Raw genomic sequence first — 14,745 nt, forward strand, 5'->3', positions numbered from 1 at the left:
AATCCTCTCTACTTCGATTTCTCATACTTCACAAACATAGATACATTCATCAGTATACCAAGCGCAATCGACAAGAAGACAACAGACGTACCGCCATAGCTAATAAACGGCAGCGTGACACCTGTTAATGGAATTAATCCTGTTAAACCACCTAAGTTTACTAGTGTCTGAATGGAAATCAGACTACCGACACCGGCTGCCAACATTCTTGCATGTGCATCTTTCGTGCGCAAGGCGACAATAAACGCCCTCGATACAATGAAAAGCAAACCTCCTAGAACAGCCGTCGTACCCAACAAACCAGTTTCCTCTGAGATTACTGCCATTATGACATCTGTATGAGGTTCAGGTAAATAACCAAGTTTTTGTATAGAGTTTCCAAGCCCCACCCCTTTCAAGCCACCGGCACCTATTGCAATATAACCGTTGACAATTTGTAAACCCGACCCTTGAATATATTCAAACGGATCGGTGAATGCAAGAAAACGTCCGATACGGGAACCCGTCATGACGTCATCCCACTTTATCCATAAAAGGAGGCTCAACGCAACCCCTAATACAGCAAAAAACTTACTAATTTTCAAATAATTCCTCATATTCATTCCACTTGCTGCAATTACTGACACCGCAACAAGGAACAAAATCATAGTCGCTCCAAAGTCAGGCTCCAGGATGACTAGAACAAGTGAAGCGGTCAATACGGAGAATGTCGGAATGATGGTAGTCTTAATTTCATCAAGCGTACCTGCATAATATTTATTCGCAAATACACCTGAGAAATAAATGATAAATGCAATTTTAGCTACTTCTGTCGGCTGAAGATTTCCTAATCCCGGAATTGCTATCCAACTTTTCGCGCCTACCGTATCTCCGAAACCAATCATCTTGACAAGAATTAATAGAGCAAACATTACTCCAACTGTGAGATACAAGAATTTTTTATTTCGATAATGTCTGTAAGGTATGATGGCTGTTATAAGAAATGCAGGTATAGCAATAATCAGATTTATTAACTGCTTTCGATAAAAATGAGTTGGTTCAAAATTATAAATATTTACTGACCATACCATACTAGCGCTGTAAATCATAATTAATCCGAATAAACAGAGCATCAAATAGACTGCAAATAGCGGATAATCAAAGTTTCGTAGAATTCGGTTTACATAAGTCTTCATGTACTAGCTACCTCATCGTCCTAAATAAAAAACTCAAACCGTATGAGAAGTTTGAGTCTTTCATTTATTTTTTTGTATACAGTTCGTGCAAGACGTTCAACTCTTTTTCCAACAACGCGAGTATCTCACGGCCTTTTTCTTGCTCAACCAGACCGAGTTTCACAGCAAAATCAATTTCACGAGATAGCCCGTACATTTGCGTATCGAGCACTTCCTCGTAAAGCGGGCATTGCGGCATAGTTAAGTTGTCCATCTGAACCTTTATCAACTTAGCAATCTTCTCCGCATCTATATGCAGCTGCTTCATCGCTTTTTCTTTGTAAGTATCTTGAACTTCTATATCCATGGAGACGCCCCCATTATTCATTATTCCCGCAAGGTGTTGATGTCTAAATTGTATCTTTTGCAATTAAAAATTGCAAGTATTACCCGATGAAAATATATAACCAAAATGAATTCCTTTTCACTTCTATGATGAAAAGGTATACTTAAAATAGTTTATTTGAATTCAGCAGAAAGCTTCCACTTCTAAAGGCAGTGAGGGAAATGCAATTTTGTTACTGTTCAGATGGTGTTCAAACGCTTGTTGAATTCAGATAAAGCTTCCGGCGAATGTCACAGAGATTTAGAGCAAGCTCGAAAAATCCGGATATAATTCTGCCGTGGCATAATGGATAATGATTGAGGGGGAAGAATTTTGGAATCAATTGTACCAATTAGAGGTAATGTGAAGCACGCTATCACATTGGACCCTACAGTTTGGATATTTGACGATCGGCGTATAGATCTAGATATTTTCTTTACAGAGGATTTTGTTGAAAGAGATGAAATGGAAGAGTATAAAGAAAAAATGGGCAAGCACTGGTCAAGAGAAATCATGGAAGGTGCTACATATCCGCCAACTTTAAAAAGTGAAAAAAGATATGAAAAAGATAAAATGTTGACAGGCAGCTTCGCTATGGTTCTAGAGCCTTTCATTCACAATGCAGTGCCGAATGCTAGCGCATCAACGTTTTCACTCATTACAAAAGACAATGAAAAATACACGTATCCACTTTCCGATGCTACAAATATTCTTTTTAAATTCAGTCATGAAGGCAAACCTCTGAGAGAAGACGGGCCTGTACATGTACTATTTAAGGACGGCTCGAATCAACACTCCCCGATCCGTCATGTTCAAGCAATCGAAGTGGATTGAAGGAGATGACCGCATGCGTGTCAAATGCGTCCTATGCGACCAAATCGACCAGTTAGCAGATGATGATCCTCATGCTAAAAAGCTGCGAAATCGGCCCATTCACACATATATGTGTCCCACATGCAAGCTGCGAATCAGCGAATTAACCGAGTCGAGAATAGCAACAGGCAACTTCGTTTTCCATCGAAGTTCACACTTAACTGAAAAAGATTTTTGATTTTTAAAGCAAAAAACTCCGTTGTCATCACACAACGGAGTTTTTTGCTTTATAGATATTTTAAGTGCTGAGTAGTGGAGTTTAAAATCAATAAAAGAAAGCTGGGATTGCGGTTCAGGATTTGCGCTCCAAATGGAGACATTTTCCGTAGGGAGTGGCTAGAGCTAATCGAACAGCGAAGGGTCCGATTTGTAAAATTACTGTGTTTCTTTGCAGAATTTTTACAGCACATACTCCTAACGCTTTGCACAGTCCAAGGCCACAAGAAGAACGCTGATCCTCCCGAAGTCGCCCCATCTTCCGCTCCAATCCTTACTTCGAATGTAGAAGCATATAGCAATCTCACTGGATTTTTTCTTAAAATCTAAGAAGAATAGCCTTACTCAGATTATAAAACGGGCATCTTTCCTTGATTATGTTCAAAGACATTAAGCGAAATGTGCCGCTAACACTTTGCTTTTGTTCCAATCTAGATAGTTAGCTCGGATACGTATTGAATTCTTCGTTTACAGCAAGTGTTTGCTTGCTCGTAATGAAAAGCCTTTAAGTCCCGAGATGTTCTTCCTTGTTTTATAGCTTTCTGAGCGCGAAGATACACTCAATAACTTCAGTTAAATACGCAGTTGATCGGAGTGCAGGGTGGCGAAAGGCAAAGATATGCTCTCAACGCTACGCTTTTGTTCGCAAAAGTAGTTCCACGTTACGGCTATTCCTGTGGGGGACAGCGCGACAGGTGAGAACCCGCAGAAGCGACGAGGAGGCTCACCGAGCGCCCCACGGAAAGCGTCCACCCGGAACGCAAATCAACGGTGCCGTACCCTCTGTCGAATTCTTCTATTCACATAAAAAGACTCCGTTGTCATTGCACAACGGAGTCTTTTTTATGTTCATTTAAACGACGAACACGGTAAATAATAAGAATGGCAGCGGCTACGATCAATCCTTCTACGATTGGAAGGAAGAAGGCCAAGAAAGTCAAAACCAAGCACCCTATAAACAAAAATGCATAGATTACGACATTCTGCCAAAAATTGATTTTTTTCGCAAATCCAAGCTTATAAACAATAGCAGACATGATGAAAACGAGGGCGAACAGAATATAGCCCGCGATGTCGAAATTAGGAGCTAGTTCATAGACCATCCGTGCGATTCCCGACATCCGATTGTAGACCATTTCCGAATCCTCTACTCTCATTCCATACATTCCCTTCTATCTATATTATTCCCCAAGTTTTTTCCTTTTATTTGCGCGATCACGTTCACTCTTGTCGAGAATTTTCTTTCGTAAACGAATCGTTTGTGGGGTAATTTCACAATACTCGTCGTCCCCAATATACTGAAGAGCTTCTTCTAGTGACATAATACGCGGTTTTTTCGTCGTAACCGTTTGATCTTTCGTAGCAGAACGGACATTAGTCGCGTGCTTAACTTTTGTTAAGTTAATCGTCAAATCGCTGTCACGATTGCTCTCGCCCACTACCATACCTGCATAGATTTCAGCACCTGTTTCAACAAACATTGTACCACGGTCTTCTAGTTGCATAACTCCGTAGCCCGTCACAGTTCCATTTTCCATAGAAACTAGAACTCCGTGTCTTCTTCCACCAATTTTACCTGAAGTGACCGGTTTATAGCTATCAAATGTATGGTTTAAGATACCATAACCACGAGTCAATGTAAGGAATTCAGTTGTGTAACCGATCAACCCACGCGCAGGCACTAGGAAAATTAGACGAACTTGTCCATTCCCATTATTGATCATATCTAACATTTCACCTTTTCGCTCACCGATCGACTCGATGATCGAACCCGTATGATCTTCTGGAACGTCGATCTGAACACGCTCAAAAGGCTCGGAACGCACACCGTCAATCTCACGGATAATGACTTGCGGCTTCGATACTTGCAATTCATATCCTTCGCGACGCATATTTTCAATTAGGATGGATAAATGAAGCTCACCGCGTCCTGAAACGATCCACTCGTCCGGGGAATCAGTAGGATCTACACGTAATGAAACGTCCGTCTCCAATTGTTGATCCAAACGCTCTTGAATCTTCCGGGCTGTAACCCATTTACCTTCCCGACCTGCGAATGGACTGTTGTTCACTAAAAATCTCATTTGAAGCGTCGGCTCATCAATATGAAGTTCTGGTAGAGCTTCCTGATGATCCGTCGGACATACAGTCTCTCCGACATCAATATTGCCCATTCCTGAAACCGCCACGAGATCTCCCGCAAAAGCTTCCTCAACTTCCACTCTCTTTAGACCCATGAATCCATATAATTTAGTCACGCGTAGATTTTTCACAGACCCGTCACGTTTCAATACGGAGACTTGCTCGCCTACTTTCATCGTTCCACGGAAAATTCGTCCGATTCCGATACGGCCAACATAATCATTATAGTCCAATAGAGACACTTGGAACTGTAAAGGCTCATCACGATTATCGATCGGCGCCGGGATATGTTCCAAAATCGCATCATATAGAACACGCAAAGTATCTTCCTGTGTTGCTGGATCCGGCGAAAGACTCGCAGTACCATTAAAGCCTGATGCATACACTACAGGGAATTCTAATTGCTCATCGTTCGCATCCAGCTCAATGAATAATTCCAGTACTTCATCAACCACTTCTTCAGGTCTTGCGAATTCACGGTCAATTTTATTTACTACAACGATTGGTTTCAAGTTCGTTTCCAATGCTTTCTTCAAAACGAAGCGAGTTTGAGGCATACACCCTTCAAACGAGTCGACAACTAGGATTACGCCGTCTACCATTCGTAAAATTCTTTCCACTTCTCCACCAAAGTCCGCGTGTCCTGGTGTATCCATGATGTTAATTTTCGTATCTTTATATTCAATAGCTGTGTTTTTAGCTAATATCGTAATTCCGCGTTCACGTTCCAATTCATTAGAATCCATCGCCCGGTCGTCTACATGCTCATTTGATCGGAAAATACCTGACTGTTTTAACAACTGGTCAACTAATGTAGTTTTACCATGGTCAACGTGGGCTATAATTGCAATATTTCTAAGATCTGCTCGTTCGTTTGTCATTTTTTCACTCCGTTTATCTTTTTTCAGATGTTCAACTGTGTTATTATAGCACAAGATAGTTCATTTCAATAATATTTAATTTTATCTTTTTTCAGCAGAAGACTTCCACCTCTATAGGTGGTTGGGATGATTGCAGTTTTATTTCCTGTTCAGCGGGTGCTCAAATGCTTGCTGAACAAAGAGATAGCCTCCGATTTTGATGGTGTTAAAGGTTAACTGCCTGCGTCACGCAGGCCTAAGCACAATTCAAAATCTGGACACAATTACACCGAGGCATAATTGATAAGGAGGGATTTTCTTGAAAGATATTAAGTGGATTTTTGTTCTTTATTCACTTGGGGCCGTTTTATCTATGTCTGCGATCGGCATTGGGATAGGCATGCGGAGCATTTTTGTTGTCGTTCTTGCCATCGTCGCCCTTATTCTAATCATGGGGAATGGCTTTAAAACAAAAGCTCGTATGCGCGAACAAGGTACATTGTAACTATATTTTACATACAGGTAAAGGGACTGTACATTAAACCAAACCGGTTTAACAAACAGCCCCTTTTTTATTTTAGTCGGATATATTTTGATAGTATTTCCTCATGCAAACCTGGTCGTGTTACAATAAATGTATCCGTCCCAAGTAAATGAGGCGCTTCGCCTTGCAAGCTTGTTGCTACAGCTCCTACTTCTTGGGCAATTACGATGCCGCCCGCTATGTCCCATGGCGCTAATCGCATCGAGATATAGGCATCGATCCTGCCTGATGAAACGTATGCTAACTCAATCGCCGCAGAGCCATAAGAGCGCGTTCCTCTACAACGAGTTACGAGTTGAATAATTTTATCATTATCTACCTTAGTGTTTGGCGCCACCCAACTTGCATTAATACCAATTAACGCTTCCTCAAGAGGCGTTATTTCAAGTTGTGGAAGTCGCTCATCATTGAAGTAAGCTCCCTCGCCTTTTGCAGCGTGATATAAATCATCACCCATTACATCATATATGTAGCCCAGCATCCCCACGCCGTCTACATAAATCCCCAAGGAAATAGCGAAATTCCTTCTTTGATGGATGAAATTCATCGTCCCATCTATTGGATCCAAGAACCATACAGTCCCGTCCAATGAAGTAATTTTATCTCCAAATCCCTCTTCAGAAACAATTTTATGTTCCGGAAAATCTTGTTTCACTCGATCCACAACGAACCTTTCGATTTCCTTGTCGATATTTGTAACTAAATCATTTGCATCTGCTTTTGAATCGATGTCTATCGTATTAAAAAAAGACACACGTATTTTGTGGCCAGCCTCTTTGATTAACGATTTTGCATATCGATCGATCGCATTAAGATTCATCTTGCCACCTCTTCCCATTCCGACTAGTGTTAGTATAACATACAGTAGAAAGAACAGAAGAGAATACGGTTACAGCCTGTTAAGTAAAAAGGCATCCGTCACATTTTCTTCAAATCTGAAGGAAATGGGGATGCCTTTTACAATTCGACACTCACGCTGTGAAAACATTTAGCGTCTCCAACTCGCTGTGGATTTCAGCAAGCCGTTGTTTACTTTTTTCAACTTGTTTTGAATCCTCTTCTTGCAATGCATCATACAGAGTCGCCAATTCGTAATCAAGTTCTAAATTCAGCGTTCGGACATATTCTCTTTCCACATCTTCTTTGCGTATGAAATGAACAACTTGTTTCATGAGTAAGCACCCCTTTTAATTAATTAGCTTTCACTAACCGCCTTATATCATAGTATGTGAAAATTCCGACTTTAAGTGGTTAGAAGCCTTGTTATTTTAAATTATTCCCCGTTTATTGATAAGATAAACGTAGACATTTCAAACTGGAGGAGAATTTCATTGACTCAAAATTATTGGTCAGCAACAGATTTCAATGTTTTTACGATAGAAGGCCTTGATCAACGCATGGCTGCACTGCAACAAAAAATTCAACCGAAATTCAAGGAATTAGGAGACCATTTTTCACACACCCTTTCAACTCACGGTAAAGGAGAATTTTTCCCTCATGTTGCAAAACATGCTAGACGTACAGTAAATCCACCAAAAGATAGCTGGGTGGCATTCGCTCCCGCGAAAAGAGGATACAAAGCGTTACCTCACTTTCAGATTGGCTTGTGGGGCACTCATTTATTCATCGTGCTGGCAATTATTTATGAAAATCCTGATAAAAAAGGGATTGCAGAACGGTTAGAAAAAAACTTGGAAGTTTTGACGTCTTTGCCGAATGATTTCATTGTTTCGGGGGATCATATGAAGCCGGACGTCGACTTAATTAGCGAAGTACGTACAGAAGGCCTTAAAAAGCTGTTGGAGCGCTTGCAGACAGTGAAGAAAGCTGAATTTCTAGTCGGACGGCATCTATCTAAAGAGGATGCAGCAGAAATGACAGAGCAGCAATTTTACAACTTTGCCACAGATACGTTCAATCACCTTCTGCCTGTCTATGATATTGTGATAAATTCTTATGATTGATATGTTGAACAAAAAAACACGGTATCAGTAATTTACTTCTGATACCGTGTTTTTCAGTATGTTTTTTTCAATGCAAGCAGTGTTAGATTTATAAGTATTACACTTTTAACAACTCTCCAGCTTTGCGTTCTCTCGCTAACTTTACAACTCGATAAGCGACATAACCGCTGCTTTCCTCGAACTCTTTACACAACGTCTTTTCTTCCGCCATAGAGGGCACAACTTTCTTGAATGAACGATAATGGTTCATAAAATCTTCTCGCTCAACAGAAGACTCGTAGGCTTGTTCTACTTTAGTGAAAAAATCGATTACTGACACGATTTCCTCCGTAGACCAATCTGCTCGCAGCGGATATTGATATTCAGCCATTTAGCTCTCCCCTTATTGGATATACCATTTTTCTCGGATGTTTTCAGCTTCATTTTTCATTCGAGCAAATAACTCAGAAACACTCGGGACGTCGTCAATCATTCCAGCGATCTGACCGCCCCATCCAAAGCCTTCGCTTGCAGCTCCATCGTGGATGAGCTTACAGTTCGCTTCGCCGCTGACATACGATTTTAATCCCTCATAATCGGCGCCCTCAGCCTCTAACCGCAAAATCTGCTCCGTCCATTCATTCTTCAATGCACGTGCCGGTGCTCCTATTTTTCTTTTAATTATCGTAGTATCTTGCTCCGTGCTGTCCAGCAAGGACTGAACGTAAGCTTCAGATGCATGAACACATTCTTTTGTGGCGATAAATCTGGTACCCATCTCAATACCTTCCGCGCCAAGAGCATGCGCAGCCATCCAGCCGCGGCCGTCTCCTATTCCACCTGAACCAATGACAGGGATACTCACAGCGTCTGCAATTCGAGGAATCAGCACCATTGTTCCAATATCATCGCGCCCTAGATGACCTCCGCCTTCCTGTCCGACAGCAATAACTGCATCCGCACCAATTTCTTCTGCTTTTTGTGCCTGTCTCCTTGCAGCTACCAATACCATCTTTTTAACGCTCGTTCCTTTTAGCATATCAAATAAAGGCGCCGGATTTCCACCCGTCACCGAAAGAATCTCTACATCTTCTTCAAGGGCAGCTTCCACCATCGATTCATACGCTCTGCCGTGATTACCAATTGCGAAGTTCACTCCGAACGGCTTAGCTGTTTTCTTTCGTACACTGCGTATTTCCTGTTTCAATGCTTCCGGCGAAGGTAGGCTCATTGCGGTAATTTGCCCTAAACCTCCAGCTTCCGAAACTGCCGCAGCCAAATCTGCATAAGCTAAATACGCAAGACCTCCTTGTACAATTGGATATTCAATTCCAAACAACTCAGTCACCCTTGTTTTCCAAATCACAACTCCACCCCTTTTCTCAATTCAAAAACAACTCATGAGAAAGTAATCCCCATGAGTTGTTTAATTTCTAGTTGTTTTATTTCGTCATCATATGGATTGGCTTACCAAGAGCAACTTCAGCTGCTTCCATGGAAATCTCGCCAAGTGTAGGATGCGCATGGATCGTCATAGAAATATCTTCAAGAGTCATTCCCGCTTCAATGGCTAGTCCCATTTCAGCAATCATGTCAGAAGCATTTTCACCAACGATTTGTGCACCTAGAAGCAAACCGTCTTCCTTACGTGCAACAAGCTTCACGAAGCCGTCTGTTGCATCCAAAGAAAGTGCGCGGCCATTTGCAGCAAACGGGAACTTACCGCTTACTACGTCATAACCTTCATCTTTTGCTTGTTGTTCATTCAAACCAACAGTAGCAAGTTCAGGATCTGTAAAGCAGACAGCCGGAATAGCCAAGTAGTCTACTTCAGATTTCTCACCAGAAATTGCTTCAGCTGCAATTTTCGCTTCATAGGAAGCTTTATGAGCAAGTTGTGGACCTGGTACGATATCACCGATTGCATAGACATTCGGAACATTCGTACGGCACTGTTTATCCACTTCAATCAAGCCGCGGTCTGTCATGTTCAAGCCTAGTCCTTCAAGACCGATTTCGTCAGTGTTCGGACGGCGGCCAACTGTCACAAGAACATAGTCCGCTTCGACTTTTACTTCTTCACCGTTTGCTTCATACGTTACTACTACACCATCTTTTGTCTCTTCCACACCTTTAGCAGATGCTTTAACGACAACTTCAACGCCCTTTTTCTTCAGGCCTTTTTTAACGATTTGAGTCATTTGTTTTTCAAAGCCTGCAAGAATGTCATCTGCCCCTTCAATGATCGTCACTTCGGAACCTAAGTTCGCATAAGCCGAACCTAGCTCAGTGCCGATATATCCGCCACCAATAACGACAAGTTTTTTAGGCAATTCCTTCAGATTCAAAGCTCCTGTTGAATTAATTACACGGTCAGTAAATTTGAACGATGGGATTTCGACAGGGCGTGCACCTGTTGCAATGATCACATTATTGAATTTATATGTTTGTGCAGAGTTATCTGTCATCACACGTACTGTATTAGCATCCACAAAGTATGCTTCACCATTAACAGTTTCAACTTTATTGCCTTTTAAGAGTCCTTCCACGCCGCCTGTCAATTTAGAAACTACTCCGTCTTTAAATTTCTGAGCTTTTGAGAAGTCTAATTTGACAGATTCAGTAGTGATCCCCATAGAATCAGAATCTTGAGCTGCTGCATACCGATGTCCGACAGAGATCAGCGCCTTGGATGGAATACATCCTACGTTCAAACAAACGCCGCCTATCGTCTCTTTTTCTACGATTGTTACTTTCTGTCCCAGTTGAGCTGCACGAATTGCTGCTACATACCCTCCTGGGCCTGACCCGACTACGAGTGTGTCTACTTCGATTGGAAAATCTCCTACTACCATGTGCTTTACGCCTCCATTAATAAAAGTGATGGGTTACCTAGTAATTCCTTAAGATAGTTTAACGCTAATTGCCCCGTTACGCCATCAATTACTCGGTGATCGAACACTAAAGATAATGCTAACATAGGTGCTGCTACAATTTCACCATTTTTTACTACAGGTTTTTCAGAAATTCTTCCGACACCTAAAATAGCTACTTCTGGATGGTTAATAATTGGTGTAAACCATTGGCCGCCTGCTGAGCCGATATTCGTGATCGTACATGACGCGCCTCTCATTTCTGAAGCTTGCAATTTACCTGAACGAGCTTTTTCAGCCAATTCATTTACTTCATTCGAAATAGAGAACATGGATTTACGATCTGCATTCTTCACGACAGGTACCAAAAGGCCACGATCTGTATCTGCCGCAATCCCAATATTGTAATAATGTTTCTGAATCAATTCTTCCGTCGCATCGTCCAGTGATGTATTCAGTTGCGGGAATTCACGCAGAGTCGCTACCAAAGCTTTGACAACATACGGCAAGTACGTCAGCTTAATGTCTCTTTCCGCTGCAATCGCTTTGAATTCTTTTCGGTGTGCAACAAGTGCTGTGACATCTACTTCATCGAGCAATGTAACATGCGCTGCTGTATGCTTGGAATTCGACATAGCCTTCGATATCGCTTTACGTATAGGAGACAATTTTTCACGTGTTTCAGGGAATTCACCTTCAAATACAGGTTTCTGTTTTTCTGAAACAGTTTCATCCACCGCAGGCTCTTCTGTTTGAGGAGCTTCTGCGCTTGGCTGTTGCTGACCGCCTGCTTTAAATGCATCGATATCTTCTTTAAGTACCCGGCCGTTTTTCCCGCTGCCTGTAACGCTTGAAATCGTTACATCTTGCTCTCTTGCATACTTACGGACAGAAGGCATAGCGATTACTCTGCGATGTTCATCAGCAGATTGTGAAGAACCCTCTTGTTTTGTTCCGACAGGTTGCTGATCATCAGCAGGCTGCTCCGGCTTTTTCGCTTCGGCTGCGCCAAACGCCTCTTCCACTTGTTCATGTGATTTTTCAGCGCTCGCTTCTTCGGATGAAGAATCTTGACCAGCGCCCTCATCATGATCTGGAATATCATGATCCGGTGCGTCAAAACGAACTAACTTATCGCCAACAACTGCCACTGTGCCTTCATTGACATAGATTTCTTCAACTGTACCTGATACAGGTGATGGGATTTCCACCACGGCTTTATCATTTTGTACTTCTAGCAATGTATCATCTTCCTGGATCGAGTCGCCTGGTTTCACAAACCATTTTACGATCTCTCCTTCATGTATACCTTCCCCAATGTCCGGTAAACGAAATTCATAGGTCACGTAATTCACCCTTTCTGGATTGTCTTACAATTGGTCTGATTAAAATGTCAGTACTTCTTTTGCTTTTGCTGCTATATCTTTCGCATTCGGAAGCCATGTATTTTCACCAGCTGCAAACGGATAAACAGTATCTGGCGCTGTTACACGCAATACAGGCGCTTCCAAACTCAAAATTGCTCGTTCAGTGATTTCCGCTACGACATTCGCTGCGATCCCTGCTTGACGCTGCGCTTCTTGAACAACGATCACGCGATTGGTTTTTTCGACAGAGTTAATAATTGTTTCGATGTCGAGTGGCTGAATCGTCCGCAAGTCGATTACTTCCACAGAATACTCTTCTTTTTCCAACGCTTCCGCAGCTTTCAGGCTTTCTTGAACCATCGCACCGTAGGCAATGATCGTCAAATCTGTTCCTTCACGCTTAACATCTGCTTTCCCTAACGGAATTGTATACTCCTCTTCAGGTACTTCCTGTCTGAATGAACGATATAATTTCATATGCTCTAAGAATATTACAGGATTATCATCCCGAATCGCAGAGATCAACAAGCCTTTTGCATCGTAAGGTGTAGAAGGAATGACGACTGTTAAACCAGGCTGCGCTGCCACAAGGCCTTCTAAACTATCTGCGTGCATTTCCGGAGTAGCTACCCCGCCGCCAAACGGCGCACGAATCGTTACAGGTGCATTGAAGTGGCCACCCGTTCTAAAGCTCATTCTAGCCAATTGTCCGCTAACGGAATCCATTACTTCAAATAAAAAGCCAAAGAATTGAATTTCCATGATGGGACGGAAGCCGGTCAACGCCAGCCCGATTGCCAATCCGCCAATTCCTGATTCGGCAAGCGGCGTATCGAATACACGCTCTTCCCCGAACTCTTTATGAAGGCCTTCCGTCGCCCGGAAGACACCTCCGTTTGCACCTACATCTTCCCCGAACAACAAAACATTTTCATCCGCTTTTAGTTCAGTGCGAAGTGCTTCTGTAATTGCTTGAATCATTGTCAACTGTGCCATCGATCAATTCGACTCCTTTCCAACATACACATCCAATTGTTCTTGTAAATTAAATGGCAGATCGCCTTTATACATGATTTTCATAAAATCGCTTGCTTTTTGTTTTGGAGCCGCATCTGCTTTCTTAATTGCTTCTTTAATTTCTTCTTTCGCCCGTTCAATAACTTTTTCTTCCTGTTCTTTAGACCAGATGCCTTTGCCCTCTAAGTAAGTTCTGAAACGAACGATCGGGTCACGTTTTTCCCATTCGCTGTCAATATCAGATGTACGATAGCGTGTTGGGTCGTCCCCAGCCATTGTATGCGGTCCGTAACGGTAACACATCGTCTCGATCAATGTTGGACCGTCGCCATTGATTGCACGCTCTCTTGCGTCACGAGTCGCTACATATACCGCCAACGGATCCATGCCGTCAACCAGAACACTTGGCACGCCTGCAGCCACGCCTTTTTGAGCTAGTGTCTTTGCAGCCGTCTGCACATCCCGATGAGTAGAAATTGCATATTGGTTATTTTGGATAATGAAGATTGCCGGTACTTTGTAAGCTCCCGCGAAGTTCAACCCTTCATAGAAGTCACCTTGAGAAGTACCACCGTCACCTGTATATGTTATAACAACTGCTTTCTTTCCTTTTTTCTTATAACCCAGACCGACTCCCGCTGCCTGTATATATTGAGCGCCAATGATGATCTGAGGAGGGAAAATATTTAAACCATCCGGAATAACGCTGCCTTCATAATGGCCTCTTGACCATAAAAACGCCATATCTAACGGCCAGCCGTGGAAAAGCAATTGAGGCACATCACGGTAACCTGGAAGAATGAAATCTTCTTTTTCCAAAACATACTGAGAAGCAAGCTGAGAAGCTTCTTGACCTGCCGTAGGAGCATAGAAACCTAATCTCCCCTGTCTGTTTAAAGAAATGGAACGTTGATCCAAAATTCGTGTATAAACCATGCGAGTCATCAATTCAACTAATTCTTCGTCAGGAAGTTTCGGATCTAGGTCCTTATCTACGATTTTTCCTTCTTCATTGAGAATTTGCACCATATCAAATTGGCTTTCAATCAGTTGAAGCGCTTTCACCGGATCATACTGATTTCCTTTTTTAGCTACCATATCTTGATCTCTCCTTCGTATCTGTATTATATTGTTTTCGAATAAAATTAATACAACTAACTATATTTCCAAGTATACTCAAAACTGAGCGCTTGGTCAAACATTGTATTTAAAGAGTTTCCGCTCATTACCTGTCTTTTCAAAAAACACTCTGTACTAAAACAATATGACTTCTGTATTGGTACAGATGCTGCAATTCCACTGTTTGACTAGTCAATATTCCTCCCGAAATTAGACTCTCCAAAAAAGCAGGGTATATTCTCCCTGCTTTTC

16 protein-coding genes are annotated in these 14,745 nt (G+C 42.1%); 4 read left to right on the top strand and 12 right to left on the bottom strand.

The window, feature by feature from the left end; all coding sequences use genetic code 11:
• Positions 1-8 precede the first annotated feature (8 nt).
• Both B5D59_RS10200 and B5D59_RS10205 read right to left on the bottom strand, forming a co-directional pair.
• Positions 9-1,175, bottom strand: coding sequence for an FtsW/RodA/SpoVE family cell cycle protein (locus B5D59_RS10200; protein WP_009765638.1), 1,167 nt, complete (start codon positions 1,173-1,175; stop codon positions 9-11).
• A gap of 64 nt (positions 1,176-1,239) precedes the next feature.
• Entirely contained in the window at positions 1,240-1,521 is a 282-nt protein-coding gene (locus B5D59_RS10205; RefSeq protein ID WP_040758289.1) for an Fpa/YlaN family protein, read from the bottom strand.
• A gap of 351 nt (positions 1,522-1,872) precedes the next feature.
• Between B5D59_RS10205 and B5D59_RS10210 the strand changes: the two genes are divergently transcribed.
• Both B5D59_RS10210 and B5D59_RS10215 read left to right on the top strand, forming a co-directional pair.
• The gene (locus B5D59_RS10210) at positions 1,873-2,373 is read left to right on the top strand and encodes a hypothetical protein (RefSeq protein WP_078817838.1); all 501 of its coding nucleotides are present in this window, start codon (positions 1,873-1,875) and stop codon (positions 2,371-2,373) included.
• A 13-nt stretch (positions 2,374-2,386) separates the two neighbouring features.
• A complete protein-coding gene (locus B5D59_RS10215; RefSeq protein WP_078817839.1) occupies positions 2,387-2,590 on the top strand; it encodes a YlaI family protein in 204 nt (67 codons plus the stop codon).
• An 859-nt stretch (positions 2,591-3,449) separates the two neighbouring features.
• Here B5D59_RS10215 and B5D59_RS10220 read toward each other — a convergent pair.
• Positions 3,450-3,785, bottom strand: a complete 336-nt coding sequence (locus B5D59_RS10220; RefSeq protein WP_245799498.1) for a YlaH-like family protein — start codon at positions 3,783-3,785, stop codon at positions 3,450-3,452.
• A 24-nt stretch (positions 3,786-3,809) separates the two neighbouring features.
• Entirely contained in the window at positions 3,810-5,651 is a 1,842-nt protein-coding gene (gene typA / locus B5D59_RS10225) for a translational GTPase TypA (RefSeq protein WP_009765644.1), read from the bottom strand.
• Between the two features lie 298 nt (positions 5,652-5,949).
• On the opposite strand from typA, the gene B5D59_RS10230 reads away from it, so the two are divergent.
• Positions 5,950-6,135, top strand: a complete 186-nt coding sequence (locus B5D59_RS10230; protein WP_009765645.1) for a YlaF family protein — start codon at positions 5,950-5,952, stop codon at positions 6,133-6,135.
• A 67-nt stretch (positions 6,136-6,202) separates the two neighbouring features.
• On the opposite strand, the gene B5D59_RS10235 is transcribed toward B5D59_RS10230, so the two are convergent.
• Together B5D59_RS10235 and B5D59_RS10240 are read right to left on the bottom strand one after the other, a co-directional pair.
• On the bottom strand, positions 6,203-6,994 hold the full coding sequence (locus B5D59_RS10235) for an inositol monophosphatase family protein (protein ID WP_078817840.1): 792 nt from the start codon (positions 6,992-6,994) through the stop codon (positions 6,203-6,205).
• Between the two features lie 151 nt (positions 6,995-7,145).
• On the bottom strand, positions 7,146-7,346 hold the full coding sequence (locus tag B5D59_RS10240) for a hypothetical protein (RefSeq protein WP_009765647.1): 201 nt from the start codon (positions 7,344-7,346) through the stop codon (positions 7,146-7,148).
• Between the two features lie 159 nt (positions 7,347-7,505).
• Between B5D59_RS10240 and B5D59_RS10245 the strand changes: the two genes are divergently transcribed.
• Positions 7,506-8,138 carry a YktB family protein gene (locus B5D59_RS10245; protein WP_176132552.1) on the top strand — a complete coding sequence of 211 codons (633 nt, stop codon included), beginning with the start codon at positions 7,506-7,508 and terminating at the stop codon, positions 8,136-8,138.
• 97 nt (positions 8,139-8,235) lie between these two features.
• Here B5D59_RS10245 and B5D59_RS10250 read toward each other — a convergent pair whose 3' ends face one another.
• From B5D59_RS10250 to pdhA, 6 genes are all read right to left on the bottom strand, one after another.
• Positions 8,236-8,508, bottom strand: coding sequence for a UPF0223 family protein (locus B5D59_RS10250; protein WP_078817841.1), 273 nt, complete (start codon positions 8,506-8,508; stop codon positions 8,236-8,238).
• A gap of 12 nt (positions 8,509-8,520) precedes the next feature.
• Positions 8,521-9,483: an NAD(P)H-dependent flavin oxidoreductase gene (locus B5D59_RS10255; RefSeq protein WP_078817842.1), complete on the bottom strand. Its 963-nt coding sequence runs from the start codon at positions 9,481-9,483 to the stop codon at positions 8,521-8,523.
• A 76-nt stretch (positions 9,484-9,559) separates the two neighbouring features.
• Positions 9,560-10,972: a dihydrolipoyl dehydrogenase gene (lpdA, locus tag B5D59_RS10260; RefSeq protein WP_078817843.1), complete on the bottom strand. Its 1,413-nt coding sequence runs from the start codon at positions 10,970-10,972 to the stop codon at positions 9,560-9,562.
• A gap of 5 nt (positions 10,973-10,977) precedes the next feature.
• Positions 10,978-12,336 carry a dihydrolipoamide acetyltransferase family protein gene (locus tag B5D59_RS10265; RefSeq protein ID WP_078817844.1) on the bottom strand — a complete coding sequence of 453 codons (1,359 nt, stop codon included), beginning with the start codon at positions 12,334-12,336 and terminating at the stop codon, positions 10,978-10,980.
• 39 nt (positions 12,337-12,375) lie between these two features.
• Positions 12,376-13,353: an alpha-ketoacid dehydrogenase subunit beta gene (locus B5D59_RS10270; protein ID WP_009765653.1), complete on the bottom strand. Its 978-nt coding sequence runs from the start codon at positions 13,351-13,353 to the stop codon at positions 12,376-12,378.
• Between the two features lie 3 nt (positions 13,354-13,356).
• A complete protein-coding gene (gene pdhA / locus B5D59_RS10275) occupies positions 13,357-14,472 on the bottom strand; it encodes a pyruvate dehydrogenase (acetyl-transferring) E1 component subunit alpha (protein WP_009765654.1) in 1,116 nt (371 codons plus the stop codon).
• Positions 14,473-14,745: the final 273 nt, after the last annotated feature.

Origin of the sequence: Sporosarcina newyorkensis (assembly GCF_900167515.1) — a bacterium.
Lineage (GTDB): Bacteria > Bacillota > Bacilli > Bacillales_A > Planococcaceae > Sporosarcina > Sporosarcina newyorkensis.

Excerpts from the sequence above, each read along its gene's own strand:
- B5D59_RS10200 (WP_009765638.1), bottom strand. The coding sequence starts at position 1,175 with ATGAAGACTTATGTAAACCGAATTCTACGAAACTTTGATTATCCGCTA.
- B5D59_RS10205 (WP_040758289.1), bottom strand. The coding sequence starts at position 1,521 with ATGGATATAGAAGTTCAAGATACTTACAAAGAAAAAGCGATGAAGCAG.
- B5D59_RS10215 (WP_078817839.1), top strand. The coding sequence starts at position 2,387 with ATGCGTGTCAAATGCGTCCTATGCGACCAAATCGACCAGTTAGCAGAT.
- B5D59_RS10220 (WP_245799498.1), bottom strand. The coding sequence starts at position 3,785 with ATGAGAGTAGAGGATTCGGAAATGGTCTACAATCGGATGTCGGGAATC.
- typA (WP_009765644.1), bottom strand. The coding sequence starts at position 5,651 with ATGACAAACGAACGAGCAGATCTTAGAAATATTGCAATTATAGCCCAC.
- B5D59_RS10235 (WP_078817840.1), bottom strand. The coding sequence starts at position 6,994 with ATGAATCTTAATGCGATCGATCGATATGCAAAATCGTTAATCAAAGAG.
- B5D59_RS10240 (WP_009765647.1), bottom strand. The coding sequence starts at position 7,346 with ATGAAACAAGTTGTTCATTTCATACGCAAAGAAGATGTGGAAAGAGAA.
- B5D59_RS10250 (WP_078817841.1), bottom strand. The coding sequence starts at position 8,508 with ATGGCTGAATATCAATATCCGCTGCGAGCAGATTGGTCTACGGAGGAA.
- lpdA (WP_078817843.1), bottom strand. The coding sequence starts at position 10,972 with ATGGTAGTAGGAGATTTTCCAATCGAAGTAGACACACTCGTAGTCGGG.
- B5D59_RS10270 (WP_009765653.1), bottom strand. The coding sequence starts at position 13,353 with ATGGCACAGTTGACAATGATTCAAGCAATTACAGAAGCACTTCGCACT.
- pdhA (WP_009765654.1), bottom strand. The coding sequence starts at position 14,472 with ATGGTAGCTAAAAAAGGAAATCAGTATGATCCGGTGAAAGCGCTTCAA.